This is a genomic window from Stenotrophomonas sp. PI_27, from assembly GCF_027854495.1.
Taxonomy (GTDB): domain Bacteria; phylum Pseudomonadota; class Gammaproteobacteria; order Xanthomonadales; family Xanthomonadaceae; genus Stenotrophomonas; species Stenotrophomonas pavanii.
This window is the reverse complement of the sequence record NZ_JAJNOF010000009.1, coordinates 50,430-76,265: the sequence shown is the minus strand read 5'-3', so window position 1 is coordinate 76,265 and position 25,836 is coordinate 50,430. Positions and strand designations below refer to the sequence as shown.

At 67.5% G+C, this 25,836-nt stretch carries 25 protein-coding genes; 8 read left to right on the top strand and 17 right to left on the bottom strand.

What is annotated here, in order from left to right:
* Positions 1-189 precede the first annotated feature (189 nt).
* From cydB to LRM18_RS13040, 5 genes are all read right to left on the bottom strand, one after another.
* Complete coding sequence (gene cydB / locus LRM18_RS13060) at positions 190-1,203, bottom strand: cytochrome d ubiquinol oxidase subunit II (protein ID WP_049471180.1); 1,014 nt, start codon at positions 1,201-1,203, stop codon at positions 190-192.
* A gap of 1 nt (position 1,204) precedes the next feature.
* A complete protein-coding gene (locus tag LRM18_RS13055; protein WP_270954784.1) occupies positions 1,205-2,602 on the bottom strand; it encodes a cytochrome ubiquinol oxidase subunit I in 1,398 nt (465 codons plus the stop codon).
* Positions 2,603-2,848: 246 nt separating this feature from the next.
* The gene (locus tag LRM18_RS13050; RefSeq protein WP_057494046.1) at positions 2,849-3,064 is read right to left on the bottom strand and encodes a hypothetical protein; all 216 of its coding nucleotides are present in this window, start codon (positions 3,062-3,064) and stop codon (positions 2,849-2,851) included.
* Positions 3,061-3,714: a sigma-70 family RNA polymerase sigma factor gene (locus LRM18_RS13045; RefSeq protein WP_270954783.1), complete on the bottom strand. Its 654-nt coding sequence runs from the start codon at positions 3,712-3,714 to the stop codon at positions 3,061-3,063. Before LRM18_RS13045 ends, LRM18_RS13050 begins: the two co-directional genes overlap by 4 nt.
* 37 nt (positions 3,715-3,751) lie before the next feature.
* The gene (locus LRM18_RS13040) at positions 3,752-4,081 is read right to left on the bottom strand and encodes a hypothetical protein (RefSeq protein ID WP_154331394.1); all 330 of its coding nucleotides are present in this window, start codon (positions 4,079-4,081) and stop codon (positions 3,752-3,754) included.
* 168 nt (positions 4,082-4,249) lie between these two features.
* Here LRM18_RS13040 and LRM18_RS13035 point away from each other — a divergent pair, with 168 nt between their 5' ends.
* From LRM18_RS13035 to hemF, 5 genes are all read left to right on the top strand, one after another.
* Complete coding sequence (locus LRM18_RS13035; protein ID WP_270954782.1) at positions 4,250-6,619, top strand: S9 family peptidase; 2,370 nt, start codon at positions 4,250-4,252, stop codon at positions 6,617-6,619.
* Positions 6,616-7,035: an NUDIX domain-containing protein gene (locus LRM18_RS13030; protein ID WP_049471166.1), complete on the top strand. Its 420-nt coding sequence runs from the start codon at positions 6,616-6,618 to the stop codon at positions 7,033-7,035. The genes LRM18_RS13035 and LRM18_RS13030 overlap by 4 nt, the downstream gene beginning before the upstream one ends.
* Positions 7,036-7,065: 30 nt before the next feature.
* Positions 7,066-7,626 carry a hypothetical protein gene (locus LRM18_RS13025; RefSeq protein ID WP_270954781.1) on the top strand — a complete coding sequence of 187 codons (561 nt, stop codon included), beginning with the start codon at positions 7,066-7,068 and terminating at the stop codon, positions 7,624-7,626.
* A gap of 141 nt (positions 7,627-7,767) precedes the next feature.
* Positions 7,768-9,414, top strand: coding sequence for a hypothetical protein (locus LRM18_RS13020; RefSeq protein WP_270954780.1), 1,647 nt, complete (start codon positions 7,768-7,770; stop codon positions 9,412-9,414).
* A 38-nt stretch (positions 9,415-9,452) separates the two neighbouring features.
* Positions 9,453-10,349, top strand: a complete 897-nt coding sequence (hemF, locus tag LRM18_RS13015; protein WP_270954779.1) for an oxygen-dependent coproporphyrinogen oxidase — start codon at positions 9,453-9,455, stop codon at positions 10,347-10,349.
* Positions 10,350-10,385: 36 nt separating this feature from the next.
* Here hemF and LRM18_RS13010 read toward each other — a convergent pair whose 3' ends face one another.
* Positions 10,386-10,865: a YetF domain-containing protein gene (locus LRM18_RS13010; RefSeq protein ID WP_049471161.1), complete on the bottom strand. Its 480-nt coding sequence runs from the start codon at positions 10,863-10,865 to the stop codon at positions 10,386-10,388.
* 368 nt (positions 10,866-11,233) lie between these two features.
* Positions 11,234-14,008, bottom strand: coding sequence for a DNA polymerase I (gene polA, locus LRM18_RS13005; RefSeq protein WP_270954778.1), 2,775 nt, complete (start codon positions 14,006-14,008; stop codon positions 11,234-11,236).
* 98 nt (positions 14,009-14,106) lie between these two features.
* Here polA and LRM18_RS13000 point away from each other — a divergent pair, with 98 nt between their 5' ends.
* The gene (locus LRM18_RS13000; RefSeq protein WP_014038952.1) at positions 14,107-14,391 is read left to right on the top strand and encodes a DUF2782 domain-containing protein; all 285 of its coding nucleotides are present in this window, start codon (positions 14,107-14,109) and stop codon (positions 14,389-14,391) included.
* Between the two features lie 169 nt (positions 14,392-14,560).
* On the opposite strand, the gene LRM18_RS12995 is transcribed toward LRM18_RS13000, so the two are convergent.
* The 8 genes from LRM18_RS12995 to rpmB all read right to left on the bottom strand — a co-directional run bounded on the left by LRM18_RS12995 (position 14,561) and on the right by rpmB (position 22,315).
* Complete coding sequence (locus LRM18_RS12995; RefSeq protein WP_005411629.1) at positions 14,561-15,007, bottom strand: universal stress protein; 447 nt, start codon at positions 15,005-15,007, stop codon at positions 14,561-14,563.
* A gap of 229 nt (positions 15,008-15,236) precedes the next feature.
* On the bottom strand, positions 15,237-15,791 hold the full coding sequence (locus tag LRM18_RS12990) for a hypothetical protein (RefSeq protein ID WP_270954777.1): 555 nt from the start codon (positions 15,789-15,791) through the stop codon (positions 15,237-15,239).
* Positions 15,792-15,897: 106 nt separating this feature from the next.
* Positions 15,898-16,224, bottom strand: a complete 327-nt coding sequence (locus tag LRM18_RS12985; protein WP_270954776.1) for a low molecular weight protein tyrosine phosphatase family protein — start codon at positions 16,222-16,224, stop codon at positions 15,898-15,900.
* Between the two features lie 122 nt (positions 16,225-16,346).
* Complete coding sequence (gene uvrD, locus LRM18_RS12980; RefSeq protein ID WP_064239519.1) at positions 16,347-18,539, bottom strand: DNA helicase II; 2,193 nt, start codon at positions 18,537-18,539, stop codon at positions 16,347-16,349.
* 9 nt (positions 18,540-18,548) lie between these two features.
* Complete coding sequence (locus tag LRM18_RS12975) at positions 18,549-19,970, bottom strand: FAD/NAD(P)-binding protein (protein WP_270954775.1); 1,422 nt, start codon at positions 19,968-19,970, stop codon at positions 18,549-18,551.
* A gap of 239 nt (positions 19,971-20,209) precedes the next feature.
* Positions 20,210-21,628, bottom strand: coding sequence for a cardiolipin synthase (cls, locus tag LRM18_RS12970; RefSeq protein ID WP_057494033.1), 1,419 nt, complete (start codon positions 21,626-21,628; stop codon positions 20,210-20,212).
* A gap of 272 nt (positions 21,629-21,900) precedes the next feature.
* Complete coding sequence (gene rpmG, locus LRM18_RS12965) at positions 21,901-22,068, bottom strand: 50S ribosomal protein L33 (RefSeq protein WP_169411268.1); 168 nt, start codon at positions 22,066-22,068, stop codon at positions 21,901-21,903.
* Positions 22,069-22,078: 10 nt separating this feature from the next.
* Positions 22,079-22,315 (bottom strand): 50S ribosomal protein L28, encoded by a 237-nt coding sequence (gene rpmB / locus LRM18_RS12960; RefSeq protein ID WP_005411638.1) that lies wholly within the window; start codon positions 22,313-22,315, stop codon positions 22,079-22,081.
* A 281-nt stretch (positions 22,316-22,596) separates the two neighbouring features.
* Here rpmB and LRM18_RS12955 point away from each other — a divergent pair, with 281 nt between their 5' ends.
* Complete coding sequence (locus LRM18_RS12955; RefSeq protein ID WP_270954774.1) at positions 22,597-23,811, top strand: glycosyltransferase; 1,215 nt, start codon at positions 22,597-22,599, stop codon at positions 23,809-23,811.
* Positions 23,812-23,824: 13 nt separating this feature from the next.
* Here LRM18_RS12955 and dnaQ read toward each other — a convergent pair whose 3' ends face one another.
* Positions 23,825-24,334, bottom strand: coding sequence for a DNA polymerase III subunit epsilon (gene dnaQ, locus LRM18_RS12950; protein WP_058979216.1), 510 nt, complete (start codon positions 24,332-24,334; stop codon positions 23,825-23,827).
* Positions 24,335-24,389: 55 nt separating this feature from the next.
* A complete protein-coding gene (locus LRM18_RS12945; RefSeq protein WP_270954773.1) occupies positions 24,390-25,283 on the bottom strand; it encodes a LysR family transcriptional regulator in 894 nt (297 codons plus the stop codon).
* Positions 25,284-25,391: 108 nt separating this feature from the next.
* Between LRM18_RS12945 and LRM18_RS12940 the strand changes: the two genes are divergently transcribed.
* Positions 25,392-25,781 (top strand): RidA family protein, encoded by a 390-nt coding sequence (locus LRM18_RS12940; RefSeq protein WP_053504789.1) that lies wholly within the window; start codon positions 25,392-25,394, stop codon positions 25,779-25,781.
* The last annotated feature ends 55 nt before the right edge of the window (positions 25,782-25,836 follow it).

The window sequence follows — 25,836 nt, the reverse complement described above, 5'->3', positions numbered from 1 at the left end:
ATAGGCACGAGCCATTACGGCGACGCGCGGCGGCCCCCCATTCCTGCAGCCGTGCGTCCGTCCAGGACGTCGCCGGCTGCCCCCCTGGCTGCCGGAAAGGAGCGCACGCTAGCACGTCCTGCCCGGGGTGTGCAGGTTTCACATTCCCCAACACGGAGCCCGGCACCGGCGGGCCCCGCTTTCAACCCATCAGTGGTAGCCGGTATCGGCGTGCACCTTGCCGCGGAACACCCGGTACGACCACGCCGTATAGCCGAGGATGACCGGCAGCAGAATGACCAGCCCGACCAGGGTGAAGCCCAGCGAGGAGGCCGGCGCGGCGGCCTGCCACAGGGTCATCGACGGCGGCAGCAGGTACGGCCACATGCCCAGTACCAGGCCAAGGAAACCGAGCACGAACAGGGCCAGGCTGAGCAGGAACGGTGGCAGGTCGCGGCGCGGATGGGTCGCGCTGCGCCACAGCGCGGCAGCCACCGCCAGGGTCAGGAGCGGCACCGGCGAGAGCCACCAGAAGTTGCCGTCGCTGAACCAGCGTGCCATCAGCCGCGAATCGAGGAACGGCAGCCAACTGCTGACCAGCCCCATCGCCGCGATCACCGCCACCACCAGCGGGCGGGTCATCTGCCGCGCCAGCGCCTGTACGCGCCCTTCGGTCTTCAGGATCAGCCAGGTGCTGCCCAGCAGCGCATAGCCGGCCACCAGCGCAGCACCGGTCAGCATCGCGAACGGGCTGAACCAGGCGAACGCGCCGCCCTGGTAGGCACCGTCCACCAGCGGGATGCCCTGCACCAGGGTGCCCAGGATCACGCCCTGGGCAAAGGTCGCCAACAGCGAGCCGAGGCCGAACGCCACGCTCCACAGCCGGCGCGACCGGTGTGCCTTGAAGCGGAACTCGAACGCCACGCCGCGGAACACCAGCGCCACCACCAGCAGCAGCACCGGCAGGTACAACGCCGACAACAGCACCGCATAGGCCTTCGGGAACGCCGCCAGCAGCCCGGCGCCGCCCAGTACCAGCCAGGTCTCGTTGCCGTCCCAGATCGGCGCGGCGGTGTTCATCATCAGGTCCAGCTGCTCCTCGTCCTCGGCGAACGGGGCCAGGATGCCGATGCCGAGCACGAAGCCGTCCAGCACCACGTACATCAGCACGCCGAAGCCGATCACCGCGAACCACGCCACCGGCAGCCAGGTCATCAGGTCCATGTCAGCGCTCCTCCAGCGGTTCGTCGGCCGCCGACAGCGGGCGTGCCGGGGTGTGGCTGCCATGGTCCAGCGACGGCCCCTCGGCATATGGCTGCGGCCCGTGGCGCAGGATCTTCACCAGGTACCAGATGCCCCAGCCGAACACGAAGGCATAGCCAACCACGTACACGCCCAGCGACAACGCCGTCATCCACGCGCTCTGCGGGCCGACCGCATCGGCGGTGCGCAGCAGGCCATACACCACCCATGGCTGTCGGCCCATCTCGGTGACGAACCAGCCGGACAGCAGCGCGATGAAGCCGCTGGGCAGCATCCAGTTCCAGCCGCGCAGCAGCCACGGCGAATCCAGCAGCCTGTTCCGCCACAGCTGGAACGCCGATACCCAGGCCAGCAGCAGCATCAGCGTGCCCAGCCCGACCATGATGCGGAAGGCGAAGAACACCGGCGTCACCGGCGGCCGCTCGCTGGCCGGTACCGAGGTCAGCGGGTCGAAGGTGCCGTCCAGCGAATGGGTGAGGATCACGCTGCCCAGCTTCGGGATGGCCACTTCGAAATCGTTGCGCTCTTCCTTCTCGTTGGGCAGCGCGAACACCACCAGCGGTACGCCCTCGCCTTCCCGGGTTTCATGCCAGTGCGCTTCCACCGCCGCGATCTTCATCGGCTGGTGCTTGAGCGTGTTCAGGCCATGCATGTCGCCGACGAAGATCTGCACCGGCACGGTCAGCGCGGCGAATGCAACGGCGGCGATCAGCATGCGCCGGCCCGCTTCCACGTGCGTGCCCCTGCGCAGGTACCACGCACCCACGCCACCGATCACGAAACAGGTGGTGATGAACGAGCCCAGCGCCATGTGCGCCAGGCGGTAGGGGAACGAGGGATTGAACACCACCTGCCACCAGTCCACCGGATGCACGATGCCGTTGACCATCTCGTAGCCGGCCGGCGTATGCAGCCAGCTGTTGGACGACAGGATCCAGAACGTGGAGAACAGCGTGCCCAGCGCCACCATGCAGGTGGAGAAGAAGTGTAGGCGCGGCGAGACGCGGCCCCAGCCGAACATCATCACGCCGAGAAAGCTGGCTTCCAGGAAGAACGCGGTCAGCACCTCGTAGGTCAGCAGCGGGCCGATGACCGTACCGGCCACCTCGCTCAGCCGCGGCCAGTTGGTGCCGAACTGGAACGCCATGACGATGCCGCTGACCACGCCCATGCCGAACGACACCGCGAAGATCTTCTGCCAGAAGAAATACAGCTCGCGCCACACGGGCAACTTCGTGCGCAGCCAGCGCCATTCGATGAAGGCCAGCCAGCTGGCCGTGCCGATGGTGAAGGCCGGAAACAGCACGTGGAAACTGATGACGAATCCGAACTGGATCCGGGACAACAACAACGCGTCCAAGGGACGCCTCCTGCCTGCGACCGGTGGGATACCAGACCACTTTAGGAGGATTTCGTTAAGGTGGGATGCGACCGGGTGACGCGCTGCTTCACTTTGTCGCAGGCGGAAGGCCTGCCAGGCATGGCCCAACACCACGGATTAAGCGCTTTGGTAGCTGCCAACCTTGGTTGGCACACACACCCAAACGCCGACCAAGGTCGGCATCTACCAGCAGCGATTGGAGCGGCCCATCACCCGGCGGGTGCCTCAGTGCCAGAAATACCAGGCCGCTGCAGCCAGCAGCGCGCCAAACAACAGCACCTGCACCACCACATAGACCACACCACTGTCGCGCGACTCAGCGGCAATGCGCTTCTGCAGCGCCTCGCTCACATCCGGCGTTGCTTCCTGCTGCGCCTGCTCACGCAACGCCTGTGCCAGCGCGCGCGCTTCCGCATCGCGAGGGTCGGTCGGTGGGTTCACAGCAGCTCTCCGGCGGTGGCATGCCGCGTCAGTTCCTGCTTCAGGACCTGGCGCGCGCGGTGCAGGTGGCTCTTGATGGTACCGCGTGCCAGCCCGGTCACCTGTTCGATCTCGGCCAGATCGAAATCCTCCAGGTAATGCAGGCCGACGATCAGGCGCTGCGGCGCGCTCAGCCGTTCCAGTGCCGCGCCAAGCTGGCGCCCGGCCTGCAGGGCCTCGCTCAACTCGGCGGGCCCGGGGCCTTCATCGCCGATCCCCAGTTCCTCCGGCACCTCCACCGCCACCATCCATTGCGCCTCCAGCCGCCGCCGGCGCAGATGCTGCAGTGCAGTGGTGTAAGCGACCCGGGAAACCCAGGTGCGCAGCGAGGATTCAAAACGAAACCGGTGCAGCTGGCGGAACACCGCAAGGAAGGTTTCCTGCAGCAGGTCGCCGACCTGGTCGCGGTCGCCCACCATGCGTCCGATCACATGCGCGCAGGTGCGCTGGTGGGTCTCCACCAGCTGCGCGAAGGCCGCCTGCGAGCCATCGATGATGGCCCGCACCAGGGCCTGGTCCCCATCCAGCGGTTCGGCGGGTGCCGCCGTCGCCGCCGTATCCTCGCGGCGACGGCCCCGCAGTGCCGACAGCGCTTCGCCGAGCAGGCTCATGCGCGGGGCGCCCCCTGTGCCCGTGGCATGTCCTGGCTCAGTCCTTGCGTGCGGCGGGACGGGTAAAGTGCCAGGCCAGCAGCTGGCCCAGGCCGGCACTGCCGACCAGCGCGGCGGCGGCGCCAAAGGTCAGGTCACGGGCACCGATGGCTTCCAGCAGGGCCATGGCCAGGGCCAGGCAGACCAGGCTGATGCCCCAGCGAAGCGCGCCCTGGCGGCGGCGCTCTTCTTCCAGCACGGCCAGCGAGCGGATCACTTCCTCCGGCACGTGCGGGGCCACCAGCTTGCTGCGCGCGCGCGCATCGGCAATGGCGTGGATCGCGTAGGCGATGCAGATGAAGAGGGTGATCGGGATCAGTTCCTGCATGGTCGGGCTCCTGTTCGGTGGATGATGCGGGTTCAGGAGAATGGATGCGCGAGGCCGGCCAGCGGTTGCACTACTTTGCCAATCCCGCTGCCATGACCTGTGGCCCCTGCCCCCGGCCCTTGCGGCTGCTACGCTTGGCCGGTTTTCCTCTACTGGTGCCGTCCGCCCATGTCCCGAGTGCTGCCCCTGTCCCTCCTGCTGTCGGCCGTGCTGGCCGCACCGGCCGCGCATGCCGCGCCGACGCCGATCACCATCGAACAGGCCATGGCCGACCCGGACTGGATCGGCCCGCCAGTCGAGAAGGCCTGGTGGTCGTGGAACAGCCAGCAGGTGGAGTACCAGCTCAAGCGCAACGGCAGCCCGGTACGCGATACCTTCCGCCAGCCGGTGGCCGGCGGCGTGGCCGCGCAGGTGGCTGATGACCAGCGCGGCACCCTGGACGTGGCCGAGCCGGTCTACGACCGCAGCCGCAGCCGCAGCGCCTTCGTGCGCAATGGCGATGTGTTCGTGCGCGACCTGCGCAGCGGCGCGCTGACCCAGCTCACCCGCAGCAACGAGCGCGCGGGCAACGTGAACTTTGCCGCCGACAACGGCGTGATCTGGCGCGTCGGCCAGAACTGGTTCCACTGGACCGCCGCCAGCGGCGTGCAGCAGGTGGCCAGCCTGAAGGCCGAAAAGGATCCGCGTACGCCGCCGAAGGCCGACGTGCTGCGCGACCAGCAGCTGCGCACGCTGGAAACCCTTCGCCGCGACCGCGAGCAGCGCGAAGCACTGAAGGACCAGGACCAGCGCTGGCGCCAGGCCGACCCGACCCGCGCGCCGGGCCCGGTGTACCTGGGCGCCGACCTGGAGATCGCCGACAGCGTGCTGTCGCCTGACCTGACCCACCTGATCGTGGTGACCAAGCCGAAGGACTTCGATGACGGCCGTGGCGGCAAGATGCCGCTGTACGTGACCGAGTCGGGCTACGAGGAAACCGAGGACACCCGCACCCGCGTCGGCCGTAACGGCTTCGAGCCGCACACTCTCTGGTACGTGGACGTGCGCACCGGCAAGGCCGAAAAGCTCTCGCTGGCCAGCCTGCCGGGCATCAGCACCGACCCGCTGGCCGAACTGCGCCGCAAGGCCGGCAAGGACGCGCTGAAGGGCGAGCGCAGCGTGCAGGTGATGAGCGACTTCATGGGCGGTGGCATCCGCTGGAGCGCCGATGGCCAGCAGGCCGCCGTGATGCTGCGTGCCAACGACAACAAGGACCGCTGGATCATCAGCGTCAATGCCGCCGACGGCCGCGTGCAGAACCGCCACCGCCTGACCGACAACGCCTGGATCAACTGGGGCTTCAACGATTTCGGCTGGATGGCCGATGGCCGCACGCTGTGGCTGCTGTCCGAGGAATCGGGCTTCTCGCACCTGTACACCCAGGCCGGCACCGCCAAGCCGCAGGCGCTGACCAGCGGCAAGTGGGAAACCTCGGCGCCGGTGCCGTCGGCCGATGGCAAGGGCTTCTACTTCCTGTGCAACCAGCAGGCGCCGCATGACTACGAAGTCTGCGCGGTCGACACCGGCAGCCGCCAGGTGCGCGAGCTGACCAGCCTCAACGGCGTGGAGGATTTCTCGCTGTCGCCGGACGGCCAGCAGCTGCTGGTGCGTTACTCCGGTGCCTACCTGCCGCCGCAGCTGGCGGTGTTGCCCAGTGCCGGTGGCCAGGCACGCGTGCTGACCGACACCCGCACCGCCGACTACAAGGCACGGCAGTGGATCCAGCCGAAGCTGGTCGCGGTACCGTCCAAGCACGGTGCCGGCGTGGTCTGGGCCAAGTACTACGAGCCGGAGAACAAGGAACCGGGGAAGAAGTACCCGATCGTGATGTTCGTGCACGGCGCCGGCTACCTGCAGAACGTGCACCAGCGCTACCCGGCCTACTTCCGCGAGCAGATGTTCCACAACCTGCTGGTGCAGAAGGGCTACATCGTGCTGGACATGGATTACCGCGGCAGCGAGGGCTACGGCCGCGACTGGCGCACGGCCATCTACCGCAACATGGGCCACCCGGAACTGGAGGACTACAAGGACGGCCTGGACTGGCTGGTCGACACCCAGCAGGGCGACCGTGACCACGCCGGTATCTACGGTGGCTCCTACGGCGGTTTCATGACCTTCATGGCGCTGTTCCGTGCGCCGGGCACCTTCAAGGCCGGCGCCGCGCTGCGCCCGGTGGTCGACTGGCACAACTACAACCACGGCTACACCAGCAACATCCTCAACACGCCGGACATCGACCCGGAGGCGTACCGCGTGTCCTCGCCGATCGAGTACGCGCAGAACCTGCAGGACAACCTGCTGATCGCCCACGGCATGATGGATGACAACGTGTTCTTCCAGGATTCGGTGAACCTGACCCAGCGCCTGATCGAGCTGCACAAGGACAACTGGTCGATCGCGCCGTACCCGCTGGAACGCCACGGCTACGTGCGCGCCGATTCCTGGCTGGACCAGTACAAGCGCATCCTCAAGCTGTTCGAGCAGAACCTGAAGTGAGCAACACCGCGGCCACGATCCGGATCGTGGCCGCGGTCATCCTGGATGACCGCGGCCGGGCGCTGCTGGTGCGCAAGCACGGTGCCCGCCGCTTCATCCAGCCCGGTGGCAAGCCCGAACCCGGCGAAGCACCGCTGCAGGCGCTGGCCCGCGAGCTGGACGAAGAACTGGGCGTACAACTGTGCGCCGATGCCGCCATCGCGCTGGGCACGTTCGAGGATTGGGCGGTGAACGAGCCCGGCCACCGCGTGCAGGCACAGGCGTGGTGGGTGCAGGTGCACGGCACGCCGCAGGCGCGCGCCGAGATCGCCGAACTGGCCTGGGTGCCGCTGCAGCCGCCGCATGGCCTGCCCTTGGCACCCTTGAGCGAACACCATATCCTGCCGGCGGTCGCCACCCGGGTGACGGCCCGCTGAGCAGGCGGGCGCCGACTGCAAGGACATCGGATGTCAATGTCGATCCCGTCGATCCCCTCGCCGCCGTCCCCGGCCTATCACGCCTGGGTGCGCCCGGTGGCACAGGCCTCGTTCTGGCTGTCACTGCTGCTGACGGTCTACTTCGTGCTGCAGGGACTGGTGCTGTGGCCGCTGCACAACCTCGCGCTGTGGCGCCTGGTGGAAAGCGAAGTGCAGCACCAGCAGCTGCACAGCCTGATCTGGCTGCTGGCGCACCCGGTCGCCGCATCGATGGTCGTCGCGCTGTTGTGCCTGGCCTCGACCGTGTCCAGCTGGGGCCTGCTGCGTGAACGTCGCTGGGGCCTGTGGAGCTTCGTGGTACTGCTGCTGCTGAGTGGCTTGACCAACTTCGCGGCCGCCTGGTGGCTGGACCTGTTCATGGGCGACTTCATTCCGCTGCTGGCCGATGACCCGGCCCTGCTGCAGGAGCTGCAGCTGAAACGCTGGCTGATCACGCTGACCGTGGTCGGCATGTCGTTCGTGCTTATCGGCCTGCAGGGCTGGCTGGCCTGGCGCCTGCTGCGACCGGATGTGCGCTCGCGCTTCCGCTGAGCTCTCGCCCCCGGCATTTTTGACGCGAACGACCTGCCCGGCACAGACGCCGCGACCGCAGCACAGGCGTTCCAGCGGGTTTGATTGCGGATCGGTGGCGGTTGGCTATCGTGGCCCGCGTCTTTCTGCCTTGGCTCCAAGATGCCTCCTTTCGCCCCACGCCACCTGATTCCGGCCTTCATTGCCTTGTTGCTGCTGACCTGGGCGCAGCAGGCGGCCGCAACCGGTCTGCCACGCTGTGGCCTATTCGCGGCCGAAGACGGTGGCAACCAGCTGCGCGTGGATGGGCCTGACCGCGGGGTGGCGAAGAACACGCACGTCTCTGATCGGCCCTTCGTTGTCCAAGAGATCGATGGCGAGCTGAGCCTCGTCAACCTCACCTTCGGAGTTACATCTGGACTGAACGTCCAGCGTGGCGGTCGCGTCCTGCAGCAGGGCAACACGCGCTACCGCCTGATCCAGCCAGCGGCTTGCCTGCCCCCGGTCGAGCACGCGCCAGGCAGCTGCCTGGCAGATGCCCAGCGCTGCCTTGACAGGCATCATCATGAGCTGAGCCTGACGGCGCTGGAATCGGTCTGTGCCGAAGGGGTTCCGTTTCTGTGCCAGCGCCTGCCCGATCGCTATCGCGAGGCTGACCAGGCCCCCGGCAGCGATACACCGACCGAAGCACAGATCGCGGTGATACAGGCCACGATGGAAAAGGAGATGGCCGAGATGGACTTCCCCCGCCAGTGTCGCAAGGATGACCCTGCGGCCGACACCGAGGCCTGCATGGCCATCCTGGAAGAGCGGCCAGAGCTGGTCGAGGCCGTCGCCACTGCCATCCGCACGGCCTCGATGGCGGCCAAGATGGTTGAAGTGTTCTCGCCTGCAGCCAAGCCTGCGCTGTCCGACGCGCGATTGCAGCGCCTGCAGGACCTATGCACGCAGGTGGGTGAAAGTGACTTCTGCATGGAGGTTGCCACCCTGCAGTGGACCGCCGGCAATTTGCAGGACGGCAGGGCGGCGTTGCAGATGGCCTGCGAAGGCGGCAACGAGACGTCCTGCCGGCAGGCGGCTGCACTGCGGGCGCTGGATGGGGAACTGTTGCCGCAGGCCGCCAGCGCCGTGCCCTGTGGCCACTACGTGGCCTCCGGCGGGCTGTTGGACGAACTGACGTTCGGCGATGGTGGACTGGTGGAGGTGGGCTACGGTTCGCGGGTGCGTGCACGCGTGCAGGACGGCCAAATCCGAATGCGCCACGAGCTGGGGGGTGACTACGTGCTGCAACCGTTGGCCAACGGTGACCTGCTGGGGCTGGACGATTCGATGCGTTTTGAGCGCTTCCAGCGACAGCCGGGAAGTGCCCAGTGCAGTGCACCGCTGGTGTTCGACGAAATCCCATTCCCGCAGGATTGCCCACGCGCGTCGGTCGACGGCGAAGCAGAAGCCTGCTGCGCGGCCGGCAGGATGCAGGGCTGCAATGTGCTGGGCAGCCGCGCCGCGCTGGGCGGGAAGTGGGTCGAGGCCAGCCAGCACTACCAGAAGGTGTGCGAGGCCGGCATCCGCGAAGGCTGTGAAAACCTGGCCAGCGTGATGGAGAACAGCCGCAGTGTGGACGTCCGCCCCATGCTTGAGGCCGTCTGCGAGGCCGAGGGCAGTGGCCGCCACGTGGCATGTGACGTGCTGGCGACGCGCAACTGGAGCTTGCTGGGTTTCGGCCAGGCGTTGCAACGTGCTGTCCAGGAGCAGTCGGCGGACGAGGATCAGACCGGACCGGCGCCACGCACCCCCAACCACAAGCAGTAAGGGGCTTGCCTACCCGGGCCCTGCGGTAAAGTAGCGCCATGAACGAATTCGAGCGCGTGCGCGCCTACCTCACCGAGCTGCAGGACCGCATCTGTGCGGCGATCGAGGCCGTCGATGGCCGGGCCCGCTTCCAGGAAGACCTGTGGCAGCGTGCCGAGGGCGGTGGCGGGCGTACCCGCGTGCTGCGCGACGGCGCGGTGTTCGAACAGGCCGGCATCGGCTTCTCCGACGTGGCCGGCAGCCGCCTGCCGCCGTCGGCCTCGGCCAACCGCCCGGAACTGGCCGGCGCCTCCTGGCGCGCCACCGGCGTGTCGCTGGTGTTCCACCCGCTCAATCCCTACGTGCCGACCACCCATGCCAACGTGCGCTTCTTCCAGGCGCAGCGCGACGGCGAAGTGGTGGCCAGCTGGTTCGGCGGTGGCTTCGACCTGACCCCGTTCTACCCGTTCGAGGAGGACGTGCAGCATTGGCACCGGGTCGCACGCGACCTGTGCACGCCGTTCGGCGAAGAACGCTATGCCGCGCACAAGCGCTGGTGCGACGAATACTTCTTCCTGCGCCACCGCAATGAAACGCGCGGCGTCGGCGGCCTGTTCTTCGATGACCTGCACGGCGACTTCGAGCGCGATTTCGCTTATCTGCGTGCGGTCGGCGATGGCTTCCTTGATGCGTACCTGCCGATCGTGCAGCAGCGCAAGGACACCCTCTATGGCGAGCGCGAACGCGAGTTCCAGCTGTACCGCCGCGGCCGCTACGTGGAATTCAACCTGGTCTATGACCGCGGCACCCTGTTCGGGCTGCAGAGCGGCGGCCGCAGCGAAAGCATCCTGATGAGCCTGCCGCCGCGGGTGCGCTGGGAGTACGGCTTCTCGCCTGAACCCGGCAGTGCCGAATCGCGCCTGGCCGACTACCTGGTGCCGCGCGACTGGCTCTGAGGGATGTCGTCGTGCGGGGCGTGGGCTCGGCGCTGCTCAGCTGCCCTTCCGCGCGATGATGGTGATGTGCCCGGTCGTCTCCAGCAGGGCGATCTGTACGTCCTCGATCTGCAGCCCGCCCTGCTGGCGCAGCGCGGCGTCGAAATCTGCACGGCTGATCAGTTCGCGGCGGAGAACGCCCTCCAACAGCCGGCCATCACGCGCGATCACGGTGGGCTCTCCTTCGATCATCCGCTCCATGCGCCGATTGCGGGTGGTCAACCAGCCCACCCCATAGTTCAGCACGATCAGGGTGGCCGCCAGCAGCAGGCCACCGCCCAGCGAGGTGTCGGTGCCCAGCAGCGCGTTCTGCACCGCGTTGCCCAGCAGCACGATCAGCAGCACGTCGAAGGGCGTGATCTGCCCCAGAGCCCGCTTGCCGCCCAGCCGGACCATGCCCAGCACCACGACATAGACCACGACCGCGCGCAGGATGAATTCCCACCACGGCATGGCCAGGGCGAACAGGTCGGGCATGGTCTTCCCCTGCGGAGCGATGGCCCAGCCTAGCACCTGGGGTCAGATCCCTTTGCCCGTCGGGCAAAGGGATCTGACCCCATCCGAGGTTCCGGCGGCACAAATAAAAAGCCCCGCTGACCAGGGGGAGGTCAACGGGGCCGGGGAACGGGCACTTGGGGAGGAGTCCCCGTTCCGAGATCTGCTCCAGGGGATGGGAGAGATCCACAACAGGCATTGCGCCTGTCGGGAGTTATAGAAGCACTCCGAACACTAACGGTTCGTGAAGGGGCCCCATTTAATGAATTTCAATCGGGGCAACATTCATGGTCGAGTCAGAAACACCCGACTCATGAACAAATTCACGTCGTTTTCGGCCTGAAACACCGTCAGTGTGCTTCGTCCCAGTTGTTGCCGACGCCCGTGTCGACCACCAGCGGCACCCGCAGTTTGGCCGCTTGCGACATGCGCTTCACCACCTGCAAACGCAAGTCTTCAACAAAACTGCTTTCGGTTTCGAACACCAGTTCATCGTGCACCTGCAGGATCATCCGTGCCGGTGCCCCGCTGTCGCGCAGCCACTGGTCCACATCCACCATCGCGCGCTTGATGATGTCGGCGGCAGTGCCCTGCATCGGCGCGTTGATCGCCGCGCGCTCCGCACCGGCGCGCAGCCCCTGGTTGCGGGCATGAATGTCGTTCAGGTACAGGCGGCGGCCGAACAGGGTTTCCACGTAGCCCTGGTCACGGGCCTGCTGGCGCATCCGCTCCATGAAGTCGCGCACGCCGGGGTAGCGGCTGAAGTACAGGGCCACGTAGTCCTGCGCCTGGCCACGGTCGATGCCCAGGTTGCGGGCCAGGCCGAACGCGCTCATGCCATACATCAGGCCGAAGTTGATCGCCTTGGCGGCGCGGCGCTCGTTCGGGGTCACCTCCTCCAGCGTGCGCCCGAACACCTCGGCGGCGGTGGCGCGGTGCACGTCGGCACCCTGCTCGAAGGCACGCACCAGGCCCGGGTCTTCGGAAAGGTGCGCCATGATCCGCAGCTCGATCTGCGAATAGTCGGCCGCCAGCAGCTGGAAGCCTTCCGGCGCCACGAACGCGCGGCGGATACGGCGGCCATCCTCGGTGCGGATCGGGATGTTCTGCAGGTTCGGGTCCGAGGAGGACAGGCGGCCGGTGGCGGCACCGGACTGGTGGTAGCTGGTATGCACCCGGCCGGTGTCCGGGTTGACCATCTCCGGCAGCTTGTCGGTGTAGGTGCTGCGCAGCTTGGCCAGCCCGCGGTAGTCGAGGATCACCCGCGGCAGCTCATGCTGGTCGGCAATCGCCTCCAGCGCCTCTTCATTGGTGCTGGGCTGGCCCTTCGGGGTCTTCACCACCGCCGGCAGCTTCAGTTCGTCGAACAGCACCGCCTGCAGCTGCTTGGGCGAATCCAGGTTGAAGCTGCGCCCGGCCAGCTCGGTGGCCTTCTGCTGCGCGGCCAGCATGCGCGAGGACAGGTCCTGGCTCTGCCGGCGAAGTTCGTCGGTGTCGATGCGCACGCCATTGGCTTCAATGCTGGCCAGCACCGGCACCAGCGGCATCTCGATGTTGCGGTACACGCTGTCCAGCGCCGGCGCGGCCAGCAGCTGCGGCTGCAACGCGTGGTGCAGGCGCAGGGTGATGTCGGCGTCTTCGGCCGCATAGCGGCTGGCTTCGTCGATGCCCACCTGCGAGAACGGGATCTGCTTGGCGCCCTTGCCGGCCACGTCCTCGAACTTGATGGTGCTGTAGCCCAGGTAACGCAGGGCCAGCGAATCCATGTCGTGGCGGGTGGCGGTGGAATTGAGCACGAAGCTCTCGAGCATGGTGTCATCGTGGTAGCCCTGCACCGCCACGCCGTGGCGGCGCAGCACATGCAGGTCGTACTTGCCATGCTGGCCCAGCTTCTTTTTCGCCGGGTCCTGCAGCGCCGGGCGCAGTGCGTCCAGCACCTGCTGCATCGGCAACTGGGCCGGCGCACCCGGGTAATCGTGGCCGACCGGAATGTACGCCGCCCTGCCCGGCTCGACGGCCAGGCTGATGCCCACCAGGCGCGCGCGCATCGCGTCCAGCGCGTCGGTCTCGGTATCGAAGCTGATCAGGTCGGCCTGCTGCAGGCGTTCGACCCAGGCCTGCAGCTGCTCGGCGGTCAGCACGGTCTCGTATTCACCCGGCACGGACAGTGCCGGATCCAGCGTGCCGGCGGCGGGCGCCTCGACGCTGCCTCGCGCGAAGCCGGCCGCAGTGCCACGCAGGCTCGGGGTCGCCTCGCTGGCGGCCACCGGTGCCGGCACCGGCGCGCCCAGCTCCTTCAGCGCCTGGGTGAAGCCGTAGCGCGTATACAGCTCGGTCAGCTCCGGCACATCCTGCTCGCGCAGGGCCAGCGTGGTCGGGCTGGCGTCCAGCTGCACGTCGGTACGGATGGTCACCAGCTCGCGGTTCAGCGGCAGCCGCTCCAGCGCGGCGCGCAGGTTCTCGCCGATCTTGCCCTTCATGGCCGGCGCGGCTGCCATCACGCCGTCCAGGTGCTGGTACTCGGCCAGCCACTTGGCGGCGGTCTTCGGCCCGCACTTCTCCACGCCCGGCACGTTGTCGACCGCGTCGCCCATCAGCGCCAGCAGGTCGATGATCTGGTCGGCGCGCACGCCGAACTTCTCCATCACCGCCGCGTCCGAATCCATGCGGCTGCCGGTCATGGTGTTGACCAGCTCGATGCCCGGGCGCACCAGCTGGGCGAAGTCCTTGTCGCCGGTGGAAATGGTCACCTTCAGGTCCTGCGCTAGGCCCTGAAGGGCCAGCGTGCCGATCACATCGTCGGCTTCCACGCCGGGGACGCGCAGGATGCTGATGCCCAGCGCTTCGACGATGCGGCACATCGGCTCGACCTGGCTGCGCAGCTCATCGGGCATCGGCGGGCGGTTGGCCTTGTACTGGTCGTACAGGTCGTCACGGAAGGTCTTGCCCGGCGCGTCGACCACGAACGCGACGTAGGCCGGGCGCTCCTTCAGCGTCGAACGCAGCATGTTGACCACGCCGAACAGCGCGCCGGTGGGTTCACCCTGTGCATTGGACAGGGGCGGCAGCGCGTGGAACGCGCGGTACAGGTAACTGGACCCGTCGATCAGGACTAATCTGCTCATGGGCCGATTCTACGCGCCCGTGCCTGCACCGCGGCGACACGGCGCGCACACCGCGATGGGGCATAATCAGGGCTCTTTCCAGGCAAAGGCCCCCGCCGATGAAGACCCTGATGCTGGCTTCCCTGCTCCTGCTCGCTGGCTGCGCCAGCATGGGTGGCGCGGGTGCTCCCCCGGTGGACGTCAAGGGCGCGGATGTATCCAAGCGCACCATGGACAACGGTGACACCATCGAGGAATACCGTGTGTCCGGCCAGCTGCGCATGGTCAAGGTGACCCCGTCGCGCGGTGCCCCGTTCTACATGTACGACAAGAACGGCGACGGCCGCATGGACAACGACAAGGACGGCGTGTCGCCGGTCTACTGGAAGCTGTACAGCTGGTGAGGTGACCGGGGTTGTGACCGGGGCCGGATCCCTTTCCACAGGAAAGGGCTCTGACCCCCTCGGTGCCGTCGGCACGGCCGCCGATCCCCCACAAAAAACAACGCCGGCGCGCATCCTGCGGCCGGCGTCGGGTCCCCTCCCCGGGAACGCTTGAATCAGCGGGTATGGATCAGCGGATGACCAGCACCGGCAGCGTGCTGCGCGCCAGCACTTCGGCCGTCTGGCTGCCCAGCAGTACACGGGTCACGCCACGGCGGCCGTGCGAGGTCATCACGATCAGGTCGCTGTTGCGCTCGCCGGCGGTCTCGATGATGCCGTCGGCCGCGTAGCGGTCCAGCACGTGTACCGGGTTGGCGGTGATGCCCTGCTCGGCGGCCTTGGCCAGCGCCGGCTGCAGCACCTTCTGCGCCCCTTCCTCGCGGTCGGCCTTGTACTCGGGGCTGTTCATGTAACCCACGCTCCAGCCCATGGCGTCGTACATGCCGACCGCCCACGGCTCGGAAACAGTGACGATATCGACCTCGGCATTGAGGTCCTTGGCCAGCTCCAAGCCCTTCGCCAGGCCCTTGTCGGCCAGCTCGGACCCGTCGGTGGCAATCAGGATGCGCTTGTACATGGTGGGGCTCCGTGGCGGTCTGCCAGATGGGAACGACACCATTGCACACCGGATGTGGAGGCGGCGCCTTGAGCAGGATCAATCCGGCGTCGCGCAGCGGCGTGTGCGCACCGTCACGTGGTCCGGGGGACAGGCCCGGCCCACCCTCCTCTGTAGAGCCGAGCCCGTGCTCGGCTGCTTCTGGCGGGAAAAGCAGCCGAGCATGGGCTCGGCCCTACAACAACGTCGCTCAGGCGATCTGCACGATGCGCGCGTTCTGGCACAGCGGATAGGTGCCCACGAATTCGGCAATCGCATCGCGCATCGCCTCGAACGATTGGCCGTACATGTACAGCGCGGTCTCGGTCGGGCCCTGCCACCAGCTGCAGATCTCGCCCAGGCCGTCGATGCTCTCCGACAGCTGCTCGAACACATGGTTGGAATCGCACTGCTCGTAGACGTCGTCCGGCAGGTTCAAGCCGTCCAGGTAGATGCCCAAGCCCTCGGTCACGCCGAAGCTGCGGTCGGCCTCGCCTGCGCCGTGGATCTTCGAGCCCTTCGGTGCACCCAACTGCTCCAGCAGGTCGATCAGCTTCGGCACGCCATCGGCATCGACCAGCGCCACTTCGATGTCGCCGTATTCGACCTCACCCAGATCGGACATCGCAGTGCCGCCGCCCGTCAGCTCGCCCACCTGGGCCGCCTGCAGCAACGCGTCAAGCGGATCCTCGAACAGTTCATGGCGATGTTCGGGTTGCAGCTTGGCATTCAACGTCACGGTGACGTGCAGCGTGGGTTCGGTCATGGGGGCGTTCCTGGAAGAAGTGCCGCCTATTGTAGAGCCGGGCCGATGCTCGGCTGCTTTTCGCGCCAGACGCCGCCGAGCATCGGCTCGGCTCTACAACAGCCTGTCAACGCAGGAATGGCGTGACCTTGCGCTTCAGCAGCTCCACCAGCACCGGGTCCATGTACTCGTAGTCGTCCGGGATATCCAGGCAGATCACCCGCTTGCCGTTCAACCAAGTCTTATAACGGCTGGACAGCCGGTTGCGGTGGGCTCTTTCCATCACGAACACGATATCGGCCCACTGCAGCAGCTCGGGGCTGAGCACTTCCTCAGCGTCGGCCAGCAGCCCGGCCGAGGCAGTCTCGATGCCCGGCCAATCGGCGAATACCTGCTCGGCGGTGGGGCTGCGCAGGCGGTTCTGGCTGCAGAGGAAGAGCACGTTGCGGGTCATGCGCGCAGCCTAATCGGGGCCGGATCCCTTTTCCAACGGAAAAGGCTCCGGCCCCAACCACGTGCATTCCGCGATGGGGTCAGAGCCCTCCCTGCGGGAGGGATCCGACCCCTGAACGGTGATCAGATCACCGTCAGGTTGGCGTAGGCCATCACCAGCCACTTGCTGCCGGCATCAGCAAACTCGACCTGCACGCGGGCGTGCGCGCCGCTGCCTTCGTAGTCGGTCACCATGCCTTCGCCGAACTTGGGATGGGTGACCAGCGCGCCGAGCTTGACTGGCGGCGCCTCGATCGAGGCATGGCCCATCACCCGGCTGGCGCCCATCGAGGCCGGCCGCGAGACCTGCACCTTCGGGCGCACTTCGTGCAGCAGCTCGCGCGGAATCTCGCGCAGGAAACGCGACGGCAGGCTGTAGTTGTCCTGGCCGTGGATGCGGCGCGACTCGGCGTAGCTCAGCACCAGCTTCTGGCGCGCGCGGGTGATGCCGACGTAGGCCAGGCGGCGCTCTTCCTCCAGCCGCCCGCTTTCTTCCAGCGAACGTGCGCTGGGGAACAGGCCGTCTTCCATGCCCGCCAGGAACACCAGCGGGAATTCCAGGCCCTTGGCCGAATGCAGGGTCATCAACTGCACACCGTCCTCGCCGGCCTGCGCCTGGCCTTCACCGGCCTCCAGCGCGGCATAGGCCAGGAACGCGACCAGCTCGTCCATGTCCTCGCCCACTTCCTCGATGTCGTCGGCGCGGCGCACGAAGCGCGAGGCGACCGAGACCAGTTCGTCGAGGTTGTCGGTGCGCGATTCCGAATCCAGCGAATTGCGGCTTTCCTTGCTCCAGTGCTCGCGCAGCTGCGAGCGGGCCAGCACGTGGTCCACGCGCTCGGCCAGGGTCATGTGCACGGTCTGTGCCTGCAGCTCGTTGACCAGTCCCAGGAAGCCGGCCAGCGCATTGCGCGCGCGTGCGGCCAGCGTGTTGCCCTGGGTGACCAGCATCGTTGCTTCCCACAGCGAGATGCCCTGCGCGCGCGCCTCGCGACGCACTTCGTCCAGCGTACGGTCGCCGATGCCCCGGGTGGGCGTGTTGACCGCGCGCTCGAAGGCGGCGTCATCGTTGCGGTTGGACAGCAGGCGCAGGTAGGCCAGCGCATCCTTGATTTCGGCACGCTCGAAGAAGCGCATGCCGCCATACACGCGGTACGGCACCTGCTCGCTCAGCAGCGCCTCTTCCAGCGCGCGCGACTGCGCGTTGCTGCGGTAAAGCACGGCCACTTCGGTGTAGCTGCCCCCGTCGCGCACCCATTGGCGGGCACGCTCGACGATGTAGCGCGCCTCGTCCATCTCGTTGTACGCGGCGTACAGGTCGATCGGCTCGCCGTCGCCGCTGTCGGTCCACAGCTGCTTGCCGATGCGATCCGGGTTGTGCGCGATCACCGCGTTGGCAGCGCCGAGGATGTTGGCGGTGGAGCGGTAGTTCTGCTCCAGGCGGATGGTCTGCGCGCCCGGGAAATCGCGCAGGAAGCCCTGCACGTTCTCGACCTTGGCACCGCGCCAGCCGTAGATGGCCTGGTCATCGTCGCCGACCACGAACACGTGGCCGGAATCACCGGCCAGCACGCGCACGAAGGCGTACTGGATGGCGTTGGTGTCCTGGAACTCGTCCACCAGGATCTCGCGGAAGCGGGCGCGGTAGTGCGACAGCAGCGCCGGGTTGTCGCGCAGCAGTTCATGCGCGCGCAGCAGCAGCTCGGCGAAGTCGACCAGCCCGGCGCGGTCGCAGCGCGCCTGATACTCGATGTAGGCCTGGCGCATGGTTTCCAGCCACGCGTCGTGCGGTTCGGGCTGGATGTGCTGCGGGCGGCGGCCCTCGTCCTTCTGCGCGTTGATCCACCACGCGATCTGCTTGGGCGGGTACTTGCCGTCGTCCAGCTCCAGCGCCTGCACCACGCGCTTGACCAGCCGCAGCTGGTCGTCCGAATCCATCACCTGGAAGCCTTCGGGCAGCTTCGCGTCCTGCCAGTGCAGGCGCAGCAGGCGGTTGGCCAGGCCGTGGAAGGTACCGATCCACATGCCACGGCTGCCATGGGGCAACTGTGCATCGATGCGGTGGCGCATCTCGCCGGCCGCCTTGTTGGTGAAGGTCACCGCGAAAATGCCGTGGGTCGGCACGCCATCGACTTCATGCAGCCAGGCGATGCGGTGGGTGAGTACGCGGGTCTTGCCGGAACCGGCACCGGCCAGCACCAGGTGGTGACCGGGGGGAGCGGAGACGGCTTCGCGCTGGGCCGGGTTCAGGCCATCAAGCAGGTGGGAGACATCCATGCCCCCATTTTACGGCATCGCCGTCGCGGCTCCTGCGACCACCTGGGTGGCCAGTGCCTGCGCCTGCTGACGCAGTTCAGGCACCGCCAGGCTTTCCCACAGGCTGCCGATGCGCAGGCTGCCAAGTACGCCCAGCCGTGCCTGCAACTGGCCACCGGCCGCACGCAGGCGGTCGCCCGGCACCGTGCTGTCCAGGCCCAGCCCATGCGGGCCGGGGCGGGCCAGGCCATCGGCCTGCAGCTGCTGCAGCAGCGGATTGCGCAGCGCGCTGGCGCGGGTTTCCACACCGGTGGCGTTGATCACCCCGCTGATCGTCCACTGCTGATCCTTGCCGGAGGAATCGCGACCCGACAGCCGCAGGGCATCGCCTTCGCGGCCGATGCGTTGCAGGCGGGACCGGTGAATACGCAGTTGGCCGCTTTCGATCAGCGCCTGCAGCTGTGCGTCGACCTCTTCGGCGATGCGGTGGCGGTGTACGTCCCAGTAGCGCACCACATGGCGCAGGAAGCGGCGCTGGTCGGCCGCGTCGAGGCTGCACCACAGCGCCTGCCCGTGCGGACGGATGCGGTCCATCACGCCCTGCCACGGCAGGCCGTCGGCCTGCGCCTGGCGCGCGAACCCGCGCAACGCGCGCAGGCGCTGGCGCAGGCTCATCGGCAGCAGCGCAGCCGGGTCGAACGTGGGCAGGCCGCCATGCGCATGCGGCAACGGCAGCAGGCCATGGCGCGAGATCACATGCAGCGGGCCGGTGTGGCCGGCTGCAACCAGCGCCAGCACGGTGTCGGCCATGCTCAGGCCGGAGCCGACGATGGCCACGGCCTGCTCACCGGCCAGGGTGCGCACGCCGTCGTAGTCCCAGGCCTCGATCACATCGTCGGCGGGCAGTGCCTCGGCACCGGCTACCGGCAGCGGCCGCATGCTGTTGCCGGTGGCCAGTGCCACCTGCGCGGCATGCAGCGTCTGTCCATCGCCGAGTGCCAGCTGGTAGCCGTGGTCATCCGGCTGCAGGCCCAGCACCGGCTGCGCGATCACCTGCAGCTGCGCCGGGCTGGCCGCGGCGGCCTCCTGCAGGCGCTGCTGCAGGTAGGCCGCAAAGTAGTGGCGGCACACGTAGCGCTCGCCCAGCACCTCGCGCGCCTCGCCCGGGTAGGCGTTGGCGGCCATCAGGTAGTCGAGGAAATCGCCAGGCTGGTCGGCAAACGCACTCATCTTCGCCGCCGGCACGTTCAGCAGGTGCTCCGGCCACGGCGTGGCATAGGCGATGCCCTGCGCCAGCTGCGAGGCGGGTTCGAAGATGGCAATCGCCAGCGGCGCCTGGGCCTGGCGCAGCACCTGGATCGCCACCAGCACCCCGGCCGCACCACCGCCGATGATCGCCAGGTCCAGTTCGCCATTACGCGGTGAATCAGCCATGCGCCGATTGTAGGCCATCGGCGATGACGGGCCGGGTTGCCGAAGCGGGCGGGAACGACCGCTGTAATGACGGAAACGTCGGAAACGTCGGAAACGACAGGGTAGAGTCGACTGTTAGTCGACTGCTCTTGCGATAAAAATCCCGCGCTGCGCGCGATAGTCGACTAACAGTCGACTCTACCCCGCCGGTTGCATCCACCCCATCGGTTGCACCCCCCCCTGCCGCTTGCATCTACCCCGCCGGTTGCGCGCTCCGCTCACATCAAAGCATCGGCCAGGCGTGCAATGCCTTCGCGGCTGCGCCGCCACGTGGGGCGGCTGCGCCACTGCTGCAGGTCCAGCTGCCGCGACTCGCGCAGGTAGCCATCCTCGATCGCGCACAGCTGCTGCACCAGCGCGCGGTCGTAGCAGACCAGGCCGATCTCGGCATTCAGCGCGAACGAGCGGATGTCCATGTTGATCGAGCCGAGCACGGCGATGTCCTCGTCCACGCTCATGTGCTTGGCGTGCAGGAACTGCGGCTCGTACAGCGCGATGCGCACGCCGCAGCGCAGCAGCTCGTCGTAGTACGCCTCCTGCGCCCACGAGGTCAGCCGCTGGTTGTTGCTGGCCGACAGAATCAGCTGCACCTGCACGCCGGACAAGGCCGCGATGCGCAGCGCGCTCAGCGTGGCCTCGTCAGGCACGAAGTACGGGGTGACCATCACCAGCCGGCGCCGCGCCAGGTGGATCAGCGCCGCCACCGCATCGCGTGCGTTGCTGTAGGGATAGGCGGGACCGCTGGGCAGCAGCTGGGTGGCGATGTCGTCACTGCACTCGGGCACATCGGCGATCACGTCCAGGCGCTGGCCGGTTTCCATGTACCAGTCGCTGGCGAACACCGCTTCCAGATGCGCCACGGCCGGGCCACGCACGCGCGCCACCAGCTCGCGGTTCGGGTGGCCGGGCACGAACTGCGGGCCGGCCAGGTTCTGCGAACCGACATAGGCCACTTCGTTGTCGATCACCGCGATCTTGCGATGGTTGCGCAGGTCCATGCGCCCGCTGCGGCGCCAGCGCAGGCCACCGGGCAGCATCGCGCGCACCTCGATGTCGCGCGCTTCCAGGCGCTTGCGATAGGCGCGCAGGCCGCGCTTGGCGCCTACCGCATCGAGCAGCACACGGCATTGCACGCCACGCGCCGCTGCACGCTGCAGCGCCTCGACCACCGCCTCGCCCACTGCGTCGTCGAACATCAGGTAGTACAGCAGGTGCACGCGGTCTTCGGCCTGGTCGATGTCGGCGATCAGCGTGTGCAGCGATTCGTCGTAGTCGGTCAGCAGGTCGACCGCGTTGCCGTGCACCGGCATGAAGTCGCCCTGGCGCTGCACCAGCGGCACGATCTCGGCGCTGGCGGTGTCCGGCTGCGGTGTCCAGCGCAGGCGATGCTGCAGCGCCTGTTCTTCGCGGATGACTTGCGAGGCCTCGGCCTGGCGGCGGATGCGCTCGCGCGACAGCCACGGGTGGCCGAACAGCAGGTACAGCGGCAGGCCCAGCAGCGGCACGAAGCCGACCAGCAGCAGCCAGCTGCGCGCGGCCCCCGGCGTGGTGCGGGTGGGAATCCAGCACAGCGCGACCAGCCGGATCAGCCAGTCGATCAGCAGCAGGTAGGAACCCAGCAACCACTCGAACAGCATCGTGTCGCCCGTCGGGAGGTGATGGGCCATTCTGCCCACCGGCCCTTGTGGAGTCGAGCCGCGCTCGACGGCCTTCCGGTCCGGCGGCACAGCAGCCGAGCGTGGGCTCGGCCCTACAGGACGGCTCAATGCCGCACCGCGTCGGCATGGCGGCGGCCGTTGAGCGCCATGCAGGCAATGCCCGAACGTTCGGCACCCGCATCAGGATGCCAGGCATGAAAAAACCCGCCACAAGGGCGGGTTTCTTCGCGGGGACCAGCAATCCGTGCGGATTACTTGATCTTGCCTTCCTTGTACAGGACGTGCTTGCGCACGACCGGATCGTACTTCAGGAATTCCATCTTCCCCGGGGTGTTCTTCTTGTTCTTGTCGGTCGTGTAGAAGTGGCCGGTACCGGCCGAGGAAATCATACGGACCTTATCGCGCTTGCCTGCCATGATGCTTTACTCCTCAGACCTTTTCGCCGCGCGCACGCAGCTCAGCCAGAACGGAATCAATGCCGTTCTTGTCGATGGTGCGCAGTGCATGCGCGGAAACACGAAGCTTGACCCAGCGGTTCTCGCTGGCCACCCAGAAACGGCGCTCGTGCAGATTCGGCAGGAAACGACGACGGGTCTTGTTGTTGGCGTGCGAGACGTTGTTACCCGTCTGCACTCGCTTGCCGGAAACCTGGCATACGCGGGACATTGCGCACCTCGATAGTAGTAGTTGTCAGCCCGTAGCCCGGGCGACGGCGGCCTCGATGGTTGCCCACCACACGTCAAGAGAATCAAAGGGTTACGCTGGCGTTGGGCGGCCGGGGACGTGCTCCCGGGGGCGCCGCCCGGTAGAAAACCGGACACAGCGAGCCGCGCATTATGCACGGGTTCAAGCACTTGCGCAAGTTACCCACAGGCGGGGACTGAACCGGCAGGGCCGGGGGGACTCCGCCAACCGGCATACTGGCCCGGATCACTGCGGAGCTTTCCATGCGGCTGCTGGCCCTGACCTACGGAACCGAAGGCGATACGCGTCCGCTGGCCATGCTCTGCCATGGGCTGATCGGCGCAGGCCACGCGGTGACACTGCTGGCCGATGGCGGCACCCTGGGCAGTGCGCAGGCGCTGGATGTGCCCCACGCAGCCCTTGAAGGTGACATCCATGACGAAGTGGTCGCCCTGGTGTCGCGTGGCAACGGTGTTGCCGCCGCCAGTTCCGGTCTGGCACGGATGGCGCTGCAGCATGTCAGCGGCTGGATGCGCCAGGCCGATGCGGCCGCAGAAGGCTGCGATGCGATTCTGACCGGTGGCTTGGCGGCCTTCGTCGGCATGAGCGTGGGCGAACGCCGCGGATTGCCGGTCATCGGCACCGGCATGATCCCGCTGACCCCGACGCGGGCCTTCCGCTCTCCGTTCCTGCCACCGGGACGCTCGCCGGGCTGGTTGAACCGCGCCAGCTATGGGCTGGTCAACGGCCTGATCTGGCGCCAGTTCCGCCGGCCGATCAACGCGGCACGCCAGCAACTGGGGCAATCGCCGCGCCGCGCGTTGTGGTCCGGCCTGCCGATGCTCTATGGCATCTCGCCGCAGCTGCTGCCGCCACCGGCGGACTGGCCGGCCGACCACATCGTCTGTGGCCAGTGGCGGCTACCTGATGCGCCCTGGACGCCCCCGGTCGATCTGCAGGCCTTCCTCGATGCCGGGCCGCCGCCGGTGTACCTGGGCTTTGGCAGCATGACCGGGTTTGATCGCGAGCGCGTGCTGCCGGCCCTGCTGCAGGCGCTGGCACCGCGCCGGGTGCTGCTGTTTCCAGGGTGGGCCGGGCTGCCGACGGGCGCGCTGCCAGCAGATGTGTTCGTGCTCGGCCCGACGCCACACGAAGCACTGTTCCCGCATTGCGCACTCGCCATCCACCATGGTGGCAGCGGCACCACGCATTCGGCCTGCCGCGCCGGCATTCCCTCGCTGGTGATGCCGTTCGCCGCGGATCAGTTCTTCTGGGCCGATCGCCTGCATCGGTTGGGCGTGGCACCGGCACCGTTGTCACCGAAGCGACTGGATGCAGCAACGCTGGCGGCAGCCATCACCTTCGCTGAAACCGACGCAACACGCGCACGCGCGGCGGCCCTGGGCGCGGCGATGAGCCATGAGGACGGGGTGGCACGTGGGGTGGCAATGATCGAGCGCTGGTTGAGGCCGGTGTAACAGCGGCCAGACCTCAGCGCAGGTGCGGAATCACCTGCGCCAGCAGATGGGCATCCTTGAGCGCGCCGTGCAGGCCGCGCTGGCTGGGAATGCGCAGGCGCTGCAGCACATCATCCAGCTTGTTGCCCTGGCCCGGCCAGCGCCCGCGCGCCAGCTTCAGGCTGCAGGTGATGCGGCAGTGCTGGGCCAGCGTGCCGGGGATACCGGACAGACGCAGCTCGTTGTCCAGGAAGCCCACATCGAAGGTGGCGTTGTGCGCGACCATCTCGCTGCCGCGCAGGAAGTCCAGCAGTTCGGCGGCCTTGCTGGAAAACAGTGGCTTGCCCACCAGCATCGCATCACTGATGCCATGCACGCGCTGTGCGCCCCAGTCGACCCTGCGCTGCGGCTGCAGGTAGGTGTGGAACTGGCGGCCGCTGAGCTGGCCATCGATCAGTTCGACGGCACCGATTTCGATCACCCGGTGCCCCAGGCGGTGGGAGATGCCGGTGGTTTCGGTATCCAGTGCGACGATGCGGCTCATCAGGGTGTGCGTTCTCCAGCACGTGCACGCCGATTTTCGCACGCGACCGATGCACTCACCCCAGCGCTTCCACCACCCAATCAATGAACACCCGCAACCGCTGGCTCATGTGCCGGTTCGGCGGGAACATCACGTGCATCGGCATCGACGGCAGTTGCCAGTCCTCCAGTACCGGCAGCAACTCGCCACGCGCCACGTGCGGGTCGGCCATGTAGCTGGGCAGCGCCACCACGCCCAGGCCCGCCAGCGCTGCGGCCAGATAGGCGTTTCCGTCATCGAAGCCGACCGTATAGCGGCCCTGCACCTCGACGCGTTCATCGCCGCGCTGCGCGCTGAACACCCGCGCCCGGCCACTGCGCGGGCTGAGGAAGCCGACCATGTGGTGATCGGGCCCTTGCAGCGCGCGCGGATCGGTCGGCAGGCCGAAACGCTGCACATAACCGGGGCTGGCGTGGAAACCGATCGGCAGCGCCGCCAGCGGCCGCGCCACCAGTGCCGGGTCGGTCGGGGTGCCACCCCGGATCACACAGTCGACGTTGTCGGCGATGACATCGACTTCGCGGTCGCTGACGCCGACGTCCAGCTGGATGTCCGGGTAGCGCGCCTGGAAGTCCGGCAGCGCCGGCACCAGCCGCAGCCGCGCATAGGGTCCGGGCACATCCACGCGCAGGCGGCCGCGCGGCTGGCTGGCTGCGTCACCCAGCCCGCCCTCCACCTCTTCCAGCTCGGCCAGCAGGCGGACGATGCGCGGGTAGTAGGCCGCGCCATCGGCGGTGACGCTGACCCGGCGCGTGGTGCGGTTGAGCAGGCGCAGCCGCAGGTGTGCCTCCAGCTGCTGCACCAGCTGGGTGACCGTGGTGCGGCTGATCTGCAGCGTGTGCGCGGCGCGGGTGAAGCTGCCGGTTTCCACGACCCGGGCAAACGCCCGCATCGCCTCGAAACGGTCCATGGCGGGCCATGATTGTTTGGAATTGACAATCAATCTAGGCTGATCATCGCGGTTTATCCAGACAGAACTGGCGCGGAGGATGGCGTTCTCTCCCACGGGATCTTCCCCATGTCACAGCGTGATGTCGTTTTCCCCACCGGCCGCCAGGCCCTGTACGAGCGCAACCGCTACTCGCCGGCGATCCGATCCAACGGTTTCCTGTTCGTCTCCGGCCAGGTCGGCAGCCGCGAGGACGGTTCGCCCGAGCCGGACTTCGAAACCCAGGTGCGCCGCGCCTTCGAGAATCTCAACGCCGTGTTGGCTGCTGCGGGCTGCACGTTCGATGACGTGATCGACGTGACCGTGTTCCTGGTCGATCCAGAGAAGAACTTTGAGAAGGCCTGGGCAATCGTGCCGGAGTATTGGGGCGAGGCGCCGCACCCGACCCTGACCGGTATCGGCGTGACCTGGCTGTATGGGTTCCAGTTCGAGATCAAAGTGATCGCGAAGCTGCCGTGACACGGGTAGTGCCGGCCGCTGGCCGGCAACGCGGTGGGGTCGAAAAGCGTGTCGA